Genomic DNA, 16,589 nt, shown 5'->3' with positions numbered 1-16,589 from the left:
GGGGCATCGTCGGGTTGTCGTATCACCGGCCATCCTCGCTGATGTCGAAGGGTTCGGGTCTTGCCGGGGTGGTGGTGAAGGCCAGTGCCGCTGCTTCGGTCCGGGTGCGTGCCCCGAGTTTGCGCATGCTCGCGCGGATGTGGGTGTCGACGGTCTCGGCGGAGATGCCGAGTTGCCCGGCGATGCGGCGGGTCGGCTCCCCCGCCGCGACCAGGCCGAGGACGTCCAGTTCGCGGCGGGTGAGCCGGCCGTCGGAGCGGGGGCTGCGGCTGTCGCGTTGGATCTGGTGGCGGCGGAGTCCGCGGCGGGCGCGGCCGGCCAGGACGGTGAGTCCGGCGGTGTCGGCGAGGTGCTCGGCGCGTAGTAGTGCGGCGACGGCCTGGTCTCGGTCGGTGCTGGTGAGTCCGGCGGCGATCAGGCAGCGGATCTGTTCGCGGAGGGCGACCGGTTGCCAGCTGTCGGCGGCGGTGTCCAGGCCGGAGCCGACGGCCCAGGCGGTGAGGGTGCGGCGGGCGGCGATGGGCAGGTCGACGGGGATCGCCGCGGTGCCGGGCTGGCCGAGGTCGTAGGCGGCCCACCGGGCGGTGATCGCGTGGAGGCCGGCGAGCAGGCCGGTGCCGGCGTCGGCGGGGGTCCGGGCGGCGCGGTCGGGTTGTCCGTCGAGCCAGGCGGCTTCGCGGGCGACCCAGGCGGCGGCCGGGTGGGCGGGGGCGTTCTGCAGGCGGGCGCGGGCGGCGGCGAGTAGTCCGGTGTCGGCTTCGATCAGGGCGGTCGCGGCGGTGGCGTAGGCGCGGGCCTGTTCGGGCAGGGCACGGTCGGTGAGGTTCGCGGCGCGGCGCAGCACGCCTTCGATGCCGTCCCAGGACAGTTCGGTGGGCACGTCGGGGCCGTGCAGGGCGAGCGTCCAGTCGGCGGCGGCCAGGAATCGGGTCTGCCAGCCGTAGGCGAGTGTCGCGGCGGCGGCGGTGGCCGCGGTCAGGGCGGCGGCTGCGGCGTCGGTCAGGCGGCCTTCCGCGGCGAGGTGTTCCACGAGCAGCCACGCCGACCAGTGGGAGATGAGCGGGTCGGCGGATCCGGCGGCCTCGCGCAGTGCGGTGTCCCAGCCGGGTAGCCGGTGGGTGGCGCGGACCGCGGCCAGGGCGGCGACGATGCCCGGTGGGGGCTGCGGGTGCCGGACGGCGATCTTGTCGGCCAGTTCGAGGGCGCTCATCGGTTCGGTGGCCAGGGCGCACAGTAGTTGGACCCGGTCGCGGGCGGCGACGATACGCGCGGCGGCGGTGTCCGGTACGGCGCGGACCGCGTCGCGGGCGGTGGACGGCTCGCCGGCCTGCAGTAGGGCTTCGCCGCGCAGCGCGGCGGCTTCCAGCGCGAGTGGGTCGACCGGTACGGCGCCGGGGACGGGCCCGGCCAGGGCCGCCAGTGGTCGCAGGACGTCGGCGGCGTCGGTGGCCCGGCCGGTGGCCAGGGCCGCGTCGGCGGCGGCGAGACGCACGCGCGGGTCGACGTCGGCGGGTAGCCCGCAGGCGAACAGCAGCAGCGCGGCGCGTTCGGCGCCGGTGGCCCGGTCGGCGGCGGCGAGGGCTGTGCGGTAGGCGCCGGCGGGGTCTCCGGCGGCGGCGAGGTGCCGGGCGGCCTCCGCCGGTGGGGTGAGCTCGGCGAGGCGGGCGTGCAGGTCGGCGCGGGCGGCGGTGTCGAGGAGCCCGGCGGCGGTCTCGGCGACGTACGCCGACACCGGTAGCAGGGAGCCGCCGGCCTCGGCGGTGACCAGCCCGGCGGCCAGCAGGTCGGCGGCGCCGGTGCCCAGCAGTGCGGGGGCGGCGGGGCGTCCGAGCAGGCCGAGCGCGGCCAGGGCGGTCCGGGCGGGGCGGGGCAGGTCGGCCAGGGCGGCGGCGATCGCGTACGCCACCTGGTCGATGTCCTCGCCGATCGGGGCGCGGCCCGCGGCTGCCTGGCGGGCCAGTGCGGTGATGGCGAGGGGGTTGCCGCCGGCGCGGGCGACGACGGCGGCGGTGGACTGCTCGTCGAGGCCGCCGGCGCTCTTGCGGACCAGGGCGTGTGCCTGCTCGCTGGTCAGCGGTGGGATCGCCAGCCATGCGGTCGCGGCGTCGCGCAGGGCGCCCGCGAGCGGTTCGGGCAGGCGGTGCGGGGTCCGCACGGCGACGAGCACCCGGCAGCTGCGGGCCAGGTGTGGCAGGGCGGCGAGGGTGGCCGGGTCGGCGTGTTGCAGGTCGTCGAGGATCAGCAGACCGCCGCGGATGCGGGAGCGGACGGCCTCGGCGAGCAGGGGCACGTCGTCGGCGGGCAGCCGGGCCCGGACCGCCCGGGACAGGGCCAGGGCCGGGACCTGCGACAGCATGGCCAGGCCGCCGCCGAGGTGGGCGGGGCCGGGCACGGCGGCGGCGATGCGCCGCAACAGGGTGGTACGTCCGCAGCCGGGCGGCCCGGTCAACACGACGAGGGCGGGCCCCTGGCGCAGAGCGGTTCGGGCGGCCACCTCTGGCTCGTCCGTCACCTGCGCCCTCCCATCCCCGTCACGAACTTCTCTGCACCGGCCACCATCCGTGGCGCCGGCATCACTGGCACGATCTCGGGATCCCGGTCACGGTGCCGGCCTCCGTAGGCTCTGCGAGACTGCGGTGAACTACAGGAGGGCCCTTTCGTGACGTCGACTTCCGCGATAAGCACATTGTCGCCGACGGTGTGCTGCGCTGACGAGTCGAAGTGAACGGGCCGCTCACCTCCGGAATCGCGACTCTCTGTCACGAGATCGTCACCCGGGTTTCCTCCGATGCTGGTCAACAGGTCCAGCACATTAGCAACCGTCTTCACGATCCGTTACGGGTGGCGATCGCGGGGCGCCTTAAAGCCGGAAAGTCGACACTAGTCAACGCGCTCATCGGGCGGCGGGTCGCCCCCACCGCGGCCGGAGAGTGCACGCGCGTGGTCACCCGATTCCGTTACGGGCCCGCCGACCGTATCGACGTGGTCACCCGTGACGGTGACCGGCACAGCCTGCCCCTGGACGAGGACGGCATGGTCCCGGACCGTCTCGGCGTGCCCGCGACACGGATCGCGTACGTCGACGTCGCTCTCACCAGCGACCGGCTGCGGGACCTGACCGTCGTGGACACCCCCGGCCTGGCGTCGACCGACACCGCCGGCAGCGCCCGCGCCGAGGCCGCCGTCGGCATCGACGACGACTCCGCCGGCGAGGTCGCCGCCGCCGAGGCGGTGGTGTACGTGTTCACCCAGGCCGTCCGCGCCGACGACGTACGCGCCCTGCAGGCCTTCCACAACGCGTCGGCACGCCTGGCGACCAGCCCGATCAACGCGATCGGGGTGCTGGGCCGCATTGACACGCTGGCCGGCGGCGCCGCCGATCCGTGGCCGGTGGCCGAACCGCTGGCCCGCCAGCAGGCGCAACTGCTGGCCCGCACCGTCGGTGACGTGGTGCCGGTGGCCGGCCTGCTGGCCGAGACCGCCGAGGCCGGCCGGCTGACCGGCGGCGACCGCGACGCCCTGGCCCGGCTCGCGGCCCTGGCGCCCGCCGAGCTGTCGCTGCTGCTGATGTCGGCCGACCTGTTCCGCCGCCGGCCCGCCCCTGTCAGCGCCGACCAACGCGAACGGCTGCTGACCCGCCTCGACCTGTACGGCATCGGCTTCGCCTGCGCCCAGCTGGCCGAGGCGCCGAAGCTGGGCACCGGCGAGCTGGTGCGACGGCTGGCGGCGGCATCCGGGCTGGCCCGGCTGACCGCCACCGTCGACCAGACGTTCCGCTGGCGCTCCGACGCGATCAAAGCCGGATGGGCACTGACCCGCCTGGAACGTCTGGCCTCACTGGACCGACGTAACCGCGACATCATCCGCGACGCCGTCGAGCAGGCGCTCCGCGACCCCGCCTACCACCGGCTGCGGCTGCTCGACGCCGCCCAGCGGGCAGCGACCGGCGCCGTGCCGCTGCCGGCCGACCGCGAGCACGAGCTGATCCGGCTGGCCACCTCCACCGACCCCCGCTTCATCCTCGACCTGCCCGGCGCCGCCGACGCCGACGTGGCCACGGCGGCGGTCGCCGCGGCCGGCCGCTGGCGCGCCTACGCCGTCGACGGCGCCGGCCCGGCCCAGGCCCGCATCGCGCACGTCGCCCACCGCGGTTTCCAGCTGCTCGCCCAGGAGGTCCGCCGGTGAAGGACCTGACGACGCTACTCGACACCGCCGTGCGTGACACCCTGTCGTACCTGCGCACCGCCGACCCGGACGCCGCCGCCGACCTGGCCCAGCTACGCCGCGCCCACCTGACCCGGCCCGGCGTGGTCGTCGTCGGCGAGACCAAACGCGGCAAGAGCTCCCTGGTCAACGCGCTGCTCGGCGTGCCCGGCCTGTCGCCGGTGGACGCCGCCGTCACCACCGCGGCGTACCTGAGCTTCGTTCCCGGCGACACGTTCACCGCCCGGGCGTGGCTACCCGGCGGCGACCAGATCGACATCGACGACCTGTCGTCGTGGGCCCGGGGCCACCAGCGCACCCGCAAGATCGAGGTCACCCACCCGGCGCCGCTGCTGCAATACCTGACCCTGCTCGACACCCCGGGCGCCGGCGGCCTCGACCCGGTGCACGCCACGATCGCCCTGGACGCGGTACGCCGGGCCACCGCCCTGCTGTTCGTCGCCGACGCCTCCGCCCCACTGTCGCAGCCGGAGCTCGACTTCCTGGCCGCCGCGACCGAACGCGTCGACGCCGTCGTCTTCGCCCTCACCAAGATCGACGCGTATCCGCAGTGGCGGACCATCGCCGAGGACAACCGGTCGCTGCTGCAGGCCCACGCCCCACGCTTCGCCGGCGCACCCTGGTTCCCGGTGTCGGCGCGCCTGGCCGAGGCGGCCCTGACCGCCGACGCGGCCACCCGCGACACCCTGGCCGCCGAGTCGAAGGTCCCCGCCCTGCAACACGCCCTGGTCGAACTGGCCGGCCGCGGGCACCAACTGCGCCTGGCCAACGTGCTGCGCGCCGCCCACCGGGACCTGACCCGCCTGCGTGACCTGGCCGACGAACGGGTGAACGCGGCCGCCGCCGACGCCACCGCACAGGCCGCCACCCGCGCCGAACGCGCCGCGCTGGCCGCCCGCAAACGCACCGAGTCACGCCAGTGGACCCTCAAACTCAACGCCGAGATCCAGCACGCCCGGGTCGCGGTCGTCGGCCGGCTACGGACCCGGCTCACCGAAGTCCAGCACGACTACGCGCGACGCATCGACGCCGCCAAGGGCGAGGCCCTGACCGCACTGCCCGACGACCTCGACACCCAGCTGCAGGCGGTCGCCGCGCAACTGTCGACCATCCTGGAGGACACCTATCGCGACGTGGCCGAGAAGGTGCTGGCCGACACGTTCGACCCGGCCCGCGTCAGCGCCACCCTGCGCCACGCCATGACCGCCGGCCCGCCCCGCGACGGCTCCGGCGACAACATGCTCATCGCCCTGTCCGCCGGCGGGATCGCCCTGATCGCCGGGCGCGGCGCGATGCTCGGCGTATCGGCGCTCGGCATCGGCGGGGCCGGGCTGCTGATGCCGTTCGCCGGACTGGGACTCGGCCTGGCCGCCGGCGGGTACGTCATCTACCGCCGGCGCGTGCACACCGACCGCCGGCACGCCCACACCTGGCTGCGTGACGTGCTCGCCGAAGCGCGGGCGGCACTGACCGACGAGATCAGCGGCCGGTTCACCGACCTGCAGTACGCCCTGTCGGTCGCCCTCGACGACGCCATCGAACGCCGGCTCCGTGAACTCGACGCGCTCATCGCCGAGATCGACGCGGCCGCCGCCGAGGATGCCGCCGGACGCGCGAAACGCCGGGCCGCGGCCACCACCGACCGTGACACCGCGGCGGCACGCCTGCGGGCCGCCGACGAAGCCCTGCTACGGGCCCGTTCCCTCACCCCCACTCCCACCGACGAAGGACAGGCCTGAGATGACCGACCACTGGGACCACGACGACGACGCGTTCGGCTTCGACCTGCCCGACGACCACACCCCGCTGCACGAGCCGCTCGCCCACGACGACCCCGACACCTGGGACCTGCCGGACGTGCAGGAGATCCCGCACGTCCCCGACCTGCCCGAACTGCATGACCTGCCCGAGGAGGCCGCGGCCGTCGCCGACGACACCGTCTTCCCACCGGCGCTGGAGGTCGACCTGCCCGAACCCGTCGACGGTTTCCCCTGGATCGACGCCACCACCCTGGGCGCCGCCGACCCCACCGGCTTCCTGCCACCGGTCGAGAACGTCACCCCCGAGGAGCTCGCCTCCTACGCCGGCATCGAGATCCCCGAGGGCGCCGACCCGTGGACGGTGCTGACCGCCTCCGACGATCCCGCCACCGCCGCCCTCGCCCGGTGGTGGACGACAGGTGAACAGTGATCCACATCTCCCGCTGACGTCGCAGTGATGGCATCATGACCGCGCACCGACCACATTCGTAGGAGCGCACCCGATGGCCGTCGACGGCAACAGCACCACCCTCGCGAGCAAGCGGGAACGCACCGGCTGGTACTTCTACGACTGGGCGAACTCGGCGTTCTCCACCACCGTCATCACCGTGTTCCTCGGCCCGTTCCTGACCACCGTCACCGAGCGGGCCGCCGGCTGCGCCATCGACGCCGACACCTGCGACGGCACCGTCCACCCGCTGGGCATCCCGGTCGCCGCCGGCTCCTACTACGCGTACCTGGTCAGCCTGTCGGTGCTGTTGACCGTGTTCGTCCTGCCGGTGATGGGCGCGATCGCCGACCGCGCCCCGCGTAAGAAGCCGCTGCTGGCCGGCGCCGCGTTCACCGGCGCGGCCGCCACCGTCGCGATGGCCTTCGTCACCGGCGACCGCTACCTGCTCGGCGGGCTGCTGTTCATCGTCGCCAACATCTCCTTCGGCGCGGCGATCGTCGTCTACAACTCGTTCCTGCCGCACCTGGCCGGCCCCGACGACCGCGACCGGATCTCCAGCCGCGGCTGGGCCGTCGGCTACCTCGGCGGCGGTGTGCTGCTGCTGCTCAACCTGGTCGCGGTGATGAGCCTGTCGCAGGAGGGCAACCCGCAACGCACCCTGGACCTGGCCCGCTGGTCGATCGTGTCGGCCGGCATCTGGTGGGCGGCGTTCACGATCGTGCCGCTGCTGTGGCTGCGCGAGCACCCCGGCGCCGCGTCGAAACCGCAGACGGGCGGCAACGTGCTCACCGACGGCTTCAAACAGCTCGGCCACACCATCAAGGGCATGCGCGCCTACCCGCTGACCCTGGCGTTCCTCGGCGCGTACCTGATCTACAACGACGGCATCCAGACGGTCATCGCCCTGGCCAGCCAGTTCGGCACCGAAGAACTCAAACTCGAACAGTCGGCGCTGATCCTGACCATCCTGATCGTGCAGTTCCTGGCCTTCGGCGGCGCCCTGGCCCTGGGCGCACTGGCCACCCGCATCGGCGCCCGCAAGACCATCCTGATCGCCCTGGCCCTGTGGCTGGGCGTGGTGTCGGCCGCCTACTTCCTGCCCGAGGGCGAACCGATCCCGTTCATGCTGCTCGGCGCCGGCATCGGCATCGTCATGGGCGGCAGCCAGGCCCTGTCGCGCAGCCTGTTCTCCCAGCTCATCCCGGCCGGCAAAGAAGGCGAGTACTACGGCTTCTACGAGATCAGCGACAAAGGCACCAGCTGGCTCGGCCCGCTGTTCTTCGGCCTGATCTTCCAGCTCACCAACAGCTACCGCGCCGGCATCGTGTCGCTGGTCGTGTTCTTCCTGATCGGCGGCGTGCTCCTGGCGTTCGTGCCGATCCGGCGCGCCATCGAGGCCGTCGGCAACACCCCGCCCAAGCTGATCTGATGGACATCAGCATCGACCCGGCGTCGGCGACCCCACCCTACGAACAGGTCCGCCTGCGCATCGCCGCCCTGGCCGCCGACGGCGACCTGGCAGCGGGCACCCGTCTGCCGCCGGTGCGCCAGCTCGCCGGCGACCTGGGGCTGGCGGTCAACACGGTGGCCCGCGCCTACCGCGAGCTCGAGCAGGCCGGCCTGGTGCAGACCCGCGGCCGGCACGGCACGGTCATCACCGCCAAGGCCACCAACACCTCCGGCCAGGCGGCCCGCGCCGCCCAGGCCTACGCCGAACGCGTCCGGGCTCTCGGCATCCCACCGGAAGCGGCGTTAGCGCTGGTCAAGGCCGCATTAGAAGATCAATGACCGGTGGGGGTACGCCGTCGGCCGCCCCGCGCCGCACCACCACTGCCGTGGCTGTCGAACGCGACGCAGGCGACCGGGCGCGCCCACCAGCGCGCCTCACGGGCGTAGCCCCGGCGCACCGCCCACCCTGACCAGCGAACCCGGCGCCCACCCCGGCCTGCTTCATGGTCACGGCAGCGGCCGTCCCGCTCACCGCCGCAGTCCCGGCGGGCGTCCGGCGCGCGGTCACCAATCCCGGCGGCCATTCCGCTCGTGGTAGCCGTCCCGCTTGCCGTCGCCATCGCAGCGGCCATTCCGCTCGCGGTCGCCGTCCCGGCGCGCGTTCCGTTGGCCGTCGCAGCGGCCGATGCTCCCGGTGCCGGGATCGGGTTCGGACACCGTCCCCGGGCGCTCGGCAGAGGCGCCCGCCCGGGAACGGTGACCGCACCGCGCCGATACTGTTCGATAGCCACCCATGGTTGCGTCGGCGGGGCAGGATGTTGCCCGTGCCCCGCAATCGCCTGATCCTGCGACAGGTTCTCCTGTCGCTCGCCGCCATGTTCGTGTGCCTGTCGGCGTGGGTCACCGTCGGGGTGCTGACCGGGCCGGGTTCGACCGCGCTGACGATCACGGCGGTCCCGGCGATGCTCCTCGGCCTGATCGCGCCGGTGCTGCTGTGGTTCGCCGGTGAGGACCCGCTCGACCGGCGGCCGGTGTGGTTCACGGGCATCAGCGTGGTGACCCTGCTGTTCGCGATCGCGGCGAGCGCCGGCGTGGCATCGGCCTATCTGGACGTGGCCGGCCGGCGGGTGCCGGTGGTGGTGACCGCCGGCGACGACACCGCCCATGAGGGCTACCAACTCGTCGTGGCGAGGACCACAGCCGACGGCGAGGACCTGGGTGAGGTCCTGGTCTTCGCCGACCGCGACGTGCGTGCCGGAGACCGCATGGTGGCGCTCATCGACCCGCTGGGCTGGTTCCCACCGAACGCCGGACAACCGTCACCGCAGCTGTTGCGCTACACCTACGGCCTGGCCGCCGCCGGGTCGATGCTGCTGGCCGTGCTGACCACTCTTCGGATCCGCCGTGACCTGCGCCGCTACGACTTCACCGGCAGCCGCCGCCCGGCCGAGCGCCTGCGCCGCGACCGGCCGCCCACCGTCGGCCTGCCCGTCCGCAACCCGCCACAGCACCCGTAAGACGGCCGCCCCGGTCAGGCGGCCAGGTGGGGCGGCCCCGCTGAGGCCGCCCATCCACTAACCCGTCACAGCACTTACATCCTGGGTAAGGCCTGACCGTCAGCGAACCCCGTCGCAGCACCCGCAGCCCCGCTCACCGATCGGGTGCAGCCAGGACCGGACATCGACGCTCGCCACACCCGGGCTGGCAGCCTCGCGAGGCTGCCAGCCCGGACTTGCGGCAGACTGCCGCCAGGCTTCGACCGCGAAGGATTCCTAGTTTCCGGAGCGGGGTCCGGGTCCGGGGCCGGGGATCAGGGGGCTGTCGGCGGCCTCGGCCAGGGCGTTCCACCAGGTGGCGCGGATGGCGTGGGCACCCCACGCGTTGGGCTCGATGACGCCGCAGAACCACAGGTCACGGTTGGCGGGGCGGGCGTCGGTCTGTGCCGGGTTCCCGGCGGTCACGCCGTGGCCGGTGAAGGCGGCGTGCACGTCGGCCAGGATCGCGCCGTGGCGGGCGGCCACGTCGGTCAGGGTGTTGTTGAGGGTACGGATCCAGTGCGGCGCCATCGGCCACGGGGTGAGTCCGGGCGCGGTGCCGGTGCCGTCGCTGGGGTCGTAGACGGTGGTGACCACGACCCGGCAGGTGCGCGGCAGCCGGATCAGGATCGCCTCGGCCTGGGCGGCGACCCGTCCGATGACGGCCGCGGCGGCGGTGTCGTCGCCGTAGGCGGTCAGCAGGTCGTTGCCGCCGACGGTGAGGGTGGCCAGGTCGGGGCCGCCGTTCAGGTGCGGCAGTTGCCGGTCGAGGACGTCGGCGGTGACGGCGCCGTCGCGGGCCGCCACGTCGACGCTCCAGCCGTTGGCGGCCAGGTCACGGCCGGCCCAGTCGGGGAAGTCGGTGTCGAGGTTGCGGTGCAGCAGGCTCGCCGCGCCACGGCCGGGACCGCCCGCGTAGTCGTCGATCGACATCGAGTCGCCGAGGGCGACGTACCGTCTCATGGTCGTCGATGATGCGCGACGCCCGGCGTCGGCGCGAGCCGATTTCGTGCCGTCAGTTGCGGTATCCGGTGACGTCGACGGCGCCCGGTGCGGCGGCGTGGCCGAGCATGCCGAGGACCGGCCCGGCAGCCAGTGCACCGGCTGTCCAGAACAGGGAGAGGCTGCCGGTGCCGGTGGCGTATCGCCGGCCGCTCGTCGGGTGCCGGCCGGCCGCCATGATCAGCAGAATGGAGACGGCCGTGGCGGTGACCAGCAGGACGGTGACGTTCACGGCGGCCCGGCGGCGGCTCGACGTCCCGGCTGCGGTCACCGGCGCCGGTGTGCCGCCGGTGGCGTGGCCGGTTCCGGTGGCGTGGCCGGTGAGGAATGCGGCCGAGCCCATCAAAAGGGCGCTGCCGGTGATCATGGCGGCCGGGGTCGGCGCCGAACCCGGCGAGCGGCCGAGGTGGGCGAGCGGGAGCCGGGTTCGGCGGTTCGTGGGTGGGGCCGCATTCAGCCCGGCGGTCGCGTTGCCGGCCGGGACCGGCCGGCAACGTCGCGGGGTAGGGCACGGTTGTCCTACTGGCCGTACCGTCTCATGGTTTTTCGCACAGCAGGACCCGTTGCTGGGCGGGCCGGTCGGGGGCCTGGCGCACGTCGACGATGTGGAATCCGGCGGCCGTGAGGTCGGCGTCGAGTTCGTTGCGGTCACGAAAGCGCAGGGTGGAGTCGGAGGTGAGGACCTCGCCGTCACCGAAGGTGTACGTGTCGCGGAACGACACCAGCGGCAGCCGCACGTCGGTGAGCTGGAAGTGGTGTTCGACCGTGCCGATGCCGGGGACCTCGCGGGTCTGCGGCTTGCGGTGGGCCCATTCGTCCCAGATCCGGTATTCGGGACGGCGGGTCTCGAAGACCAGGAACCCGCCGGGGCGCAGCAGGCCGGACACGGTCGTCAACGTGTGGGCCCAGTCGTCGTCGGTGAGGAACACCTGGGCGACGTTGCCGGTCATCAGGACCAGGTCGAAGTCGGACAGGCCGTCGAGGTCACCGCGCCAGTCGACGTGGGGTGACTTGCCGCGGGCGATGTCCAGTGACGCGGCGGCCGGGTCGTAGCCGGTCACGTCACGGGTGCCGGCGAGCCGGACGGCGAGGCTGCCGGTGCCGCAGCCGTAGTCGAGGATCCGGTGGGCGCCGAGCTCGTCGACGATGTCGAGGTAGGCGTCGAGGTCACCGCGGTCGCTGTCGAACGTGTCGTAGACGGCGGCCAGCCGGGGGTGGGCGAATTTCTGGTCGGGCACGCGCACGACGATATGGCATGGCCACGATCACGGCAGGTATTCACGTTTGCCGTTACGCTGCCGGGGGTGACCCGTTTTCTGCTGGTGCCCGGCCGCGGGGTGCCGTTTCCCAACCACTGGTCGCGGCAGTGGGCGCGTGCACACCGTGACTATCGGTGGGCGCCGGAGCCGCCCGGTGCGCCGTATGTGGCCGAGGACCGGGTGGCGGCGTTGCAGGCGGTGGTGTCCGCGTCGACCGATCCGGCGGTCCTGATCGCGCACAGCGCCGGCTGTGTGACGGTGGCGTGGTGGGCGCAGCAGTTCACCGGGCCGGTGACGGCGGCGTTGCTGGTGACGCCGCCGCAGGGCCCGCCGGTGCCGCGGCAGCCGTTGCCGTTCCGGTCGATCGTGGTGGTCAGCCGCGACGATCCGCATTGCTCGTTCCCCTACGGGGAGCAGTTGGCCCGCGATTGGGGTGGCGAGTTGGTCGACGCCGGGCCGGTGGGCCATCTGGATTCCAGTTCCGGGTTCGGGCCGTGGCCGGCCGGGGAGAAACTGGTCGCTAGGCTGGCCGGCCCCGCATGACCAGGATGTGCCACAGGTATTTGACCAGTTGCGGGTCGTCGCCGTCGCGGGCGGCGCGGCCCAGGATCGCCGCGTCCAGGACCGGTTCACGGTAGCGGCGGGCGATGGCGCGGGCCAGCGGCGGGATCTGCGGGCCGCGCAGGTCGGCGGGGAACGCGTCGGCGTCGAGCCGGAATCCGGGGTGCCAGCGGATCGGTGGTCCGAGGGCCTGGAGCCGGGTCTCGGTGGCGGTGCCACGAAACGACGGGTCGGCGACCAGGGCGGCGACGTCGTCGCCGAGGGTGACACCGCCGTGGATCTGCGCTTCGACGTAGTCGTCGAGGGTGCGCCCGGCGTGGGCGCGGGGTGCGGCCAGGGCGGCCAGCCACTGCTGCGGGCTGGTTGCGGTGACCCCGAGGGCCTGGCCGGTACGGGTGACCTGCGCCAGCAGCCCCTCCCGGACGGCGGTGAACGTCGTGGCGGTCCCGACGATCTGTGGGAGGGTGACGCTGTCGCCGAGGCTGTAGGTGGCCCGGTCGCGGACGTGGGGCCGCAGGATCAGGTGGCAGCTGCCGAAGCGGGGTGCGGCCCCGTCGGGGTGGCCGGCGAGGTTGAGGGCCCCGTAGACGGGCCGGGTGCCGCAGTCACCGAACATCCGCCGCTCCCAGGCGGGCCGGTCACCGCCGAGGCCGCCGTTGGAGATGCCGGTCTCGTACTGCGTCCGGTAGACGCGGTCGTCGGCGAGGTGCTGGGCGACGTCCCGGCCGTCGGCCAGTAGCCGGTCGGGGTGGAAGTTGACGGTGATCGGCGCGTCGGGCACGGCCCCCGCAGACGGAGACAGCGCCCGCACGTGGGCGAGCGCTGTCTCCGTCGGGGTCATTTCGCGGAGATCGTGTCGGTGGCGAGCAGCACCAGCAGCAGCGACCCGAGCGCGAGCCGGTAGAAGATGAAGATGCTGTAGGAGTGCTTGGACACGAATTTGAGCAGCCAGGTGACCGACGCGTAGGCGACGACGAAACTGACGACGGTCGCGACGATCGTGTTGGTCCAGCCGACGCCGGCGGAGATCCGGTCGGCCTCTTCGACGCCCTGCAGGATCGACGCGCCGGTCAAGGCCGGGATGGACAGGAAGAACGACAGTTTCGTGACGGTCACCCGGTCGAGGTCACGCAGCAGCCCGGCGGACATGGTGGCGCCGGACCGGGAGATGCCGGGGATCAGCGCCATGCACTGCACGACACCGATGATGAGGGTGTCTTTCCAGGTGACGTCCTCCTGATGGCGGACCTGGGTGGCGGCGTGGTCGGCGAACGCCATCACCCCGGACCACACGATCAGGGCTCCGGCGACGAACCAGAGGCTGCGCAGGGTCCCTTCGATCTGGTCCTTGAACAGCAGCGCGGCGATGACGATCGGGATGGAGCCGAGCAGCACCGCCCACCCGAACCGGAAGTCCTCGTGGTCGCGGCGGGTCTTGTCGAACAGGCCCTTGAAGAACGCGGGCACGACCCGGGCGATGTCCTTGCGCAGGAACAGGATGGTGGCCAGCACGGCACCCGACTGGATGATCACCGTGAAGGCGGTGATGTCCGGGTCGTCGATCCGGTGACCGAACAGTTTCTCCAGGATCGTCAGGTGCCCGGTGCTCGACACCGGCAGGAACTCGGTGACACCTTCGACCGCGCCGAGGATCACTGCCTCGACGATGCTCATTTCCGCGCTCAAAACCCCGCCCGCTCTGTCGTTGCCGGGTTCAGAGCATAGGGGGCATGGTCACGGGCTGTTGCGGCGGGCACGGGCCGCGGCGATCGTGTACGCGGGGTCACGGTCGAGGTTGAACCGGTCACGGTCGTAGCGGCGGGTGGTCCGCGGGTCGGCGTGTCCCATGGCGTCCTGGACGTCTTCGAGGGGGACACCTTCGGCGCGGGCGGTGGTCGCGAACGCGTGCCGCAGGGAGTGCGGTGACAGCCGGCCGGCCTCCTCGATGCCGGCGTCGGCGGCCAGCCGGCGCACGAGCCGGAACACCGCGTGCCGGTCGACGCGGGCGCCGGTGGCGGTGGCGAACAGCGGCCCGGGTTGCAGGCCACGCTCACGCAGGTAGTCGTCGAGGGCGGCGGACACGGCCGGGGTCAGGGCGCGGCGGCGGGCCTTGCCGCCTTTGCCGGTGAACCGCACGGTGCGGTGGCCGCGGTCGTGGCCGACGTCGATCAGGTCGAGGCCGACCAGTTCCCCGACGCGCAGCCCCAGGTCGGCCAACATGGTGATCATGGCGTGGTGGCGGGTCCCGGCCCGCGACGCGGCGTCCAGCAGCGCGTCGACCTCGGCCGGGGTGAGACCGAGGGTCGCGGAGTGGTCGCGGTCGAGTTGGGGACGGTCCGCGCCGCCGACCGGGTTGGTGGGCACGACCTGCAGTTTGACGAGGAAGTCGTACCAGCTGGACACGCCGGACAGCTTGCGGGCCACCGACGCCGGGGCCAACGGTTTGGCCTCCAGCTGGCGGGCGTAGGCGTTGACGTCGAGGAACGTGGCGTGCAGCGGGTCGAGGTGCCGCTCGGCGCACCAGGCGAGCCACGTCGCGACGTCACGGCGGTAGGCGGCCCGGGTGTGCTCCGACAGCCGCCGGTTGGCCAGCCACGCCTCGGTGAACTCGGTCGCCGACGCGGGCGTGACCGGTGGCAGGGACCGGTGTGGCTGCAGTGACATGCCGGTCATTTTCTCAATTCTCGATGACCTGTCCGGCTGCGACATGCCAGTGGCGGCTGTGACCGACGGCATCGGCGAAGTACCGGTCGTGGCTGACGATCAGCAGGGTCCCCTTGTAGCGGCGCAGGGCCTCTTCGATGACGTCGAGGGCGGCGAAGTCGAGGAAGTTGGTGGGCTCGTCGAGCAGCAGGATCCGCGACGGGCTGTTGACCAGCACGGCCAGCAGCAGCCGGCGCAGCTCCCCGGCCGACAGGTCACGGGTCGGCTGGGTCCACTGGTCGGCGTCGAACTGGTGACCGGTCAGCAGGGTCTCGGCGTCGTCGACGTAGACCGGCACCCGGGCCCGGAAGAAGTCCATCACCGTCGTGTCGTCGCGGAGCCCGTCGTCGGTCTGCGGCAGCATCGCCACCTGCGTGTGCTGGTCGGCGATGGCCCGCAGCAGGGTGGTCTTGCCGGCGCCGTTACGGCCGGTGATCAGGATCCGGTCGCCGCGGGCCACGTCCAGGTCGATGTGGCGCAGCAGGTCGCGTACCGTCAGGTCCCGGATCTTCAGGACGGTCTCGCCCGCGTCGCCGGTGTCGGCGGGAAACGCCAGGGTCAACGGCGGGCGTGTGCGGGGGCGCGCGATCCAGGCCACCGACGCCATCTGGCGGCGCAGCCGCCGTTCCCGGACCTTGGCCTTACGGGCCACGAGCCGGGCGACGCGCCGGGTGTGCGGGGCGGTCGCGCTGGCCGGGGTGCTGATCTCGACGTTACGGGCATAGCCTTTGGTCTTGGCGATGTCGGCTTCCCACCGGCGCCGGTCCTTCTCCTGCGCCTCGTAGTCGAGCAGCAGCTTCTCCCAGCGGCGCTGTTTCTCCTGCCGGTAGGCGGTGTAGCCGGCGCCGGGATAGTCGTGCGGTCTCTCGTCGATGCCGTCGAGCTCGATGATGCGGGTGACGACCTCGTCGAGGAACGCCCGGTCGTGACTGACCGCGACCACCGCGCCGGGGAAATCGTGCAGCCACTGCCGCAGCCAGGCCGCGCCCTCGGCGTCGAGGTGGTTGGTCGGCTCGTCGAGCAGCAGCAGATCCGGGTCGTCGAGCAGCGCCCGGGCCAGCATCAGCCGCGCCTGCTCGCCGCCGCTGACCGCGTGCAGCGGCAGTCGGTCGTCGAGGTGGTCGATGTCGAGGCGCTGACGGATCTCGGTGAGGCGGGTCTCGGCCGTCCACCCTTGCAGGGCTGTCCACCGTTCCTGCGCCACGGCGTAGGCGTCGAGCACGTCCTCACCGTCGGCGAGGCGCCTCTCCAGCTCCCGCAGGGTGACGGTGACGTCCGCGAGCTCACCGAGACCGGCGGTCAGAAACGCGCCGACGGCGCCGTCGGGGTCGGGCATCCGCTGGGCGACGTACGCCACCCGGGTGCCCGCGGTGACGCTGAGGTGCCCGGAGGTCGGCGGGAGATGGCCGGCCAGCACCCGCAGCAGGGTGGTCTTGCCGGCGCCGTTGGGGCCGACGACCCCGATCCGGTCGCCGGGGCGCAGCACCAGGTCGACACCGGAGAACAGCAGGTCCCCGTCGTGGGCGCGGGCGAGATCGACTGCTTTGACATGCACGAGCGGCTCCAGGAAGAAGGGAGGGACGACACCGGGTCGGGGTCTCTCACTTCACCGGGGGTGCTCCTGATCTGTCGGCGGCGCTTCCGG

General features: G+C 73.0%; 15 protein-coding genes. 7 read left to right on the top strand and 8 right to left on the bottom strand.

Annotation, left to right across the window (positions count from 1 at the left end; all coding sequences use genetic code 11):
- Positions 1 to 22: 22 nt before the first annotated feature.
- Positions 23 to 2,512 (bottom strand): LuxR C-terminal-related transcriptional regulator, encoded by a 2,490-nt coding sequence (locus tag ACQPZW_RS23225; protein ID WP_433797032.1) that lies wholly within the window; start codon positions 2,510 to 2,512, stop codon positions 23 to 25.
- Positions 2,513 to 2,721: 209 nt separating this feature from the next.
- Between ACQPZW_RS23225 and ACQPZW_RS23220 the strand changes: the two genes are divergently transcribed.
- The 6 genes from ACQPZW_RS23220 (at position 2,722) to ACQPZW_RS23195 (ending at position 9,401) form a co-directional block, all read left to right on the top strand.
- Complete coding sequence (locus ACQPZW_RS23220; RefSeq protein WP_433797031.1) at positions 2,722 to 4,185, top strand: dynamin family protein; 1,464 nt, start codon at positions 2,722 to 2,724, stop codon at positions 4,183 to 4,185.
- On the top strand, positions 4,182 to 5,963 hold the full coding sequence (locus ACQPZW_RS23215; RefSeq protein WP_433797030.1) for a dynamin family protein: 1,782 nt from the start codon (positions 4,182 to 4,184) through the stop codon (positions 5,961 to 5,963). The genes ACQPZW_RS23220 and ACQPZW_RS23215 overlap by 4 nt, the downstream gene beginning before the upstream one ends.
- 1 nt (position 5,964) lies before the next feature.
- Entirely contained in the window at positions 5,965 to 6,414 is a 450-nt protein-coding gene (locus ACQPZW_RS23210) for a hypothetical protein (protein WP_433797029.1), read from the top strand.
- 73 nt (positions 6,415 to 6,487) lie between these two features.
- The gene (locus ACQPZW_RS23205; protein ID WP_433797028.1) at positions 6,488 to 7,864 is read left to right on the top strand and encodes an MFS transporter; all 1,377 of its coding nucleotides are present in this window, start codon (positions 6,488 to 6,490) and stop codon (positions 7,862 to 7,864) included.
- Positions 7,864 to 8,223, top strand: coding sequence for a GntR family transcriptional regulator (locus ACQPZW_RS23200; RefSeq protein ID WP_433797027.1), 360 nt, complete (start codon positions 7,864 to 7,866; stop codon positions 8,221 to 8,223). The genes ACQPZW_RS23205 and ACQPZW_RS23200 overlap by 1 nt, the downstream gene beginning before the upstream one ends.
- A 485-nt stretch (positions 8,224 to 8,708) precedes the next feature.
- The gene (locus ACQPZW_RS23195) at positions 8,709 to 9,401 is read left to right on the top strand and encodes a hypothetical protein (RefSeq protein WP_433797026.1); all 693 of its coding nucleotides are present in this window, start codon (positions 8,709 to 8,711) and stop codon (positions 9,399 to 9,401) included.
- 255 nt (positions 9,402 to 9,656) lie between these two features.
- Here ACQPZW_RS23195 and ACQPZW_RS23190 read toward each other — a convergent pair whose 3' ends face one another.
- From ACQPZW_RS23190 to ACQPZW_RS23180, 3 genes are all read right to left on the bottom strand, one after another.
- A complete protein-coding gene (locus tag ACQPZW_RS23190; protein WP_433797025.1) occupies positions 9,657 to 10,382 on the bottom strand; it encodes an SGNH/GDSL hydrolase family protein in 726 nt (241 codons plus the stop codon).
- Positions 10,383 to 10,434: 52 nt separating this feature from the next.
- On the bottom strand, positions 10,435 to 10,788 hold the full coding sequence (locus tag ACQPZW_RS23185; protein WP_433797024.1) for a hypothetical protein: 354 nt from the start codon (positions 10,786 to 10,788) through the stop codon (positions 10,435 to 10,437).
- A gap of 169 nt (positions 10,789 to 10,957) precedes the next feature.
- Positions 10,958 to 11,659 carry a class I SAM-dependent methyltransferase gene (locus ACQPZW_RS23180; protein WP_433797023.1) on the bottom strand — a complete coding sequence of 234 codons (702 nt, stop codon included), beginning with the start codon at positions 11,657 to 11,659 and terminating at the stop codon, positions 10,958 to 10,960.
- 66 nt (positions 11,660 to 11,725) lie between these two features.
- Here ACQPZW_RS23180 and ACQPZW_RS23175 point away from each other — a divergent pair, with 66 nt between their 5' ends.
- Positions 11,726 to 12,223 (top strand): RBBP9/YdeN family alpha/beta hydrolase, encoded by a 498-nt coding sequence (locus ACQPZW_RS23175; RefSeq protein ID WP_433797022.1) that lies wholly within the window; start codon positions 11,726 to 11,728, stop codon positions 12,221 to 12,223.
- Here ACQPZW_RS23175 and ACQPZW_RS23170 read toward each other — a convergent pair.
- From ACQPZW_RS23170 to ACQPZW_RS23155, 4 genes are read right to left on the bottom strand one after another with little or no spacing between them, the layout of a single operon-like run.
- Entirely contained in the window at positions 12,201 to 13,082 is an 882-nt protein-coding gene (locus tag ACQPZW_RS23170) for a DUF3626 domain-containing protein (protein WP_433797021.1), read from the bottom strand. The genes ACQPZW_RS23175 and ACQPZW_RS23170 overlap by 23 nt on opposite strands.
- Entirely contained in the window at positions 13,079 to 13,915 is an 837-nt protein-coding gene (locus tag ACQPZW_RS23165; protein ID WP_433797020.1) for an undecaprenyl-diphosphate phosphatase, read from the bottom strand. The genes ACQPZW_RS23170 and ACQPZW_RS23165 overlap by 4 nt, the downstream gene beginning before the upstream one ends.
- Before the next feature lie 60 nt (positions 13,916 to 13,975).
- The gene (locus ACQPZW_RS23160) at positions 13,976 to 14,905 is read right to left on the bottom strand and encodes a tyrosine-type recombinase/integrase (protein WP_433797019.1); all 930 of its coding nucleotides are present in this window, start codon (positions 14,903 to 14,905) and stop codon (positions 13,976 to 13,978) included.
- 13 nt (positions 14,906 to 14,918) lie between these two features.
- A complete protein-coding gene (locus ACQPZW_RS23155; RefSeq protein WP_433797018.1) occupies positions 14,919 to 16,499 on the bottom strand; it encodes an ABC-F family ATP-binding cassette domain-containing protein in 1,581 nt (526 codons plus the stop codon).
- Positions 16,500 to 16,589 lie beyond the last annotated feature (90 nt).

It is taken from the genome of Actinoplanes sp. CA-252034, assembly GCF_050956125.1.
Lineage (GTDB): Bacteria > Actinomycetota > Actinomycetes > Mycobacteriales > Micromonosporaceae > Actinoplanes.
Note: the sequence above shows the minus strand (reverse complement) of the source record. Positions and strands in the feature narration are given on the sequence as shown.

What these genes read in the sequence shown, in the direction of transcription:
- ACQPZW_RS23160 (WP_433797019.1), bottom strand. Translation starts at nt 14,905, where the DNA reads ATGTCACTGCAGCCACACCGGTCCCTGCCACCGGTCACGCCCGCGTCG.
- ACQPZW_RS23205 (WP_433797028.1), top strand. Translation starts at nt 6,488, where the DNA reads ATGGCCGTCGACGGCAACAGCACCACCCTCGCGAGCAAGCGGGAACGC.
- ACQPZW_RS23210 (WP_433797029.1), top strand. Translation starts at nt 5,965, where the DNA reads ATGACCGACCACTGGGACCACGACGACGACGCGTTCGGCTTCGACCTG.
- ACQPZW_RS23165 (WP_433797020.1), bottom strand. Translation starts at nt 13,915, where the DNA reads ATGAGCATCGTCGAGGCAGTGATCCTCGGCGCGGTCGAAGGTGTCACC.
- ACQPZW_RS23170 (WP_433797021.1), bottom strand. Translation starts at nt 13,082, where the DNA reads ATGACCCCGACGGAGACAGCGCTCGCCCACGTGCGGGCGCTGTCTCCG.
- ACQPZW_RS23190 (WP_433797025.1), bottom strand. Translation starts at nt 10,382, where the DNA reads ATGAGACGGTACGTCGCCCTCGGCGACTCGATGTCGATCGACGACTAC.
- ACQPZW_RS23185 (WP_433797024.1), bottom strand. Translation starts at nt 10,788, where the DNA reads ATGATCACCGGCAGCGCCCTTTTGATGGGCTCGGCCGCATTCCTCACC.
- ACQPZW_RS23200 (WP_433797027.1), top strand. Translation starts at nt 7,864, where the DNA reads ATGGACATCAGCATCGACCCGGCGTCGGCGACCCCACCCTACGAACAG.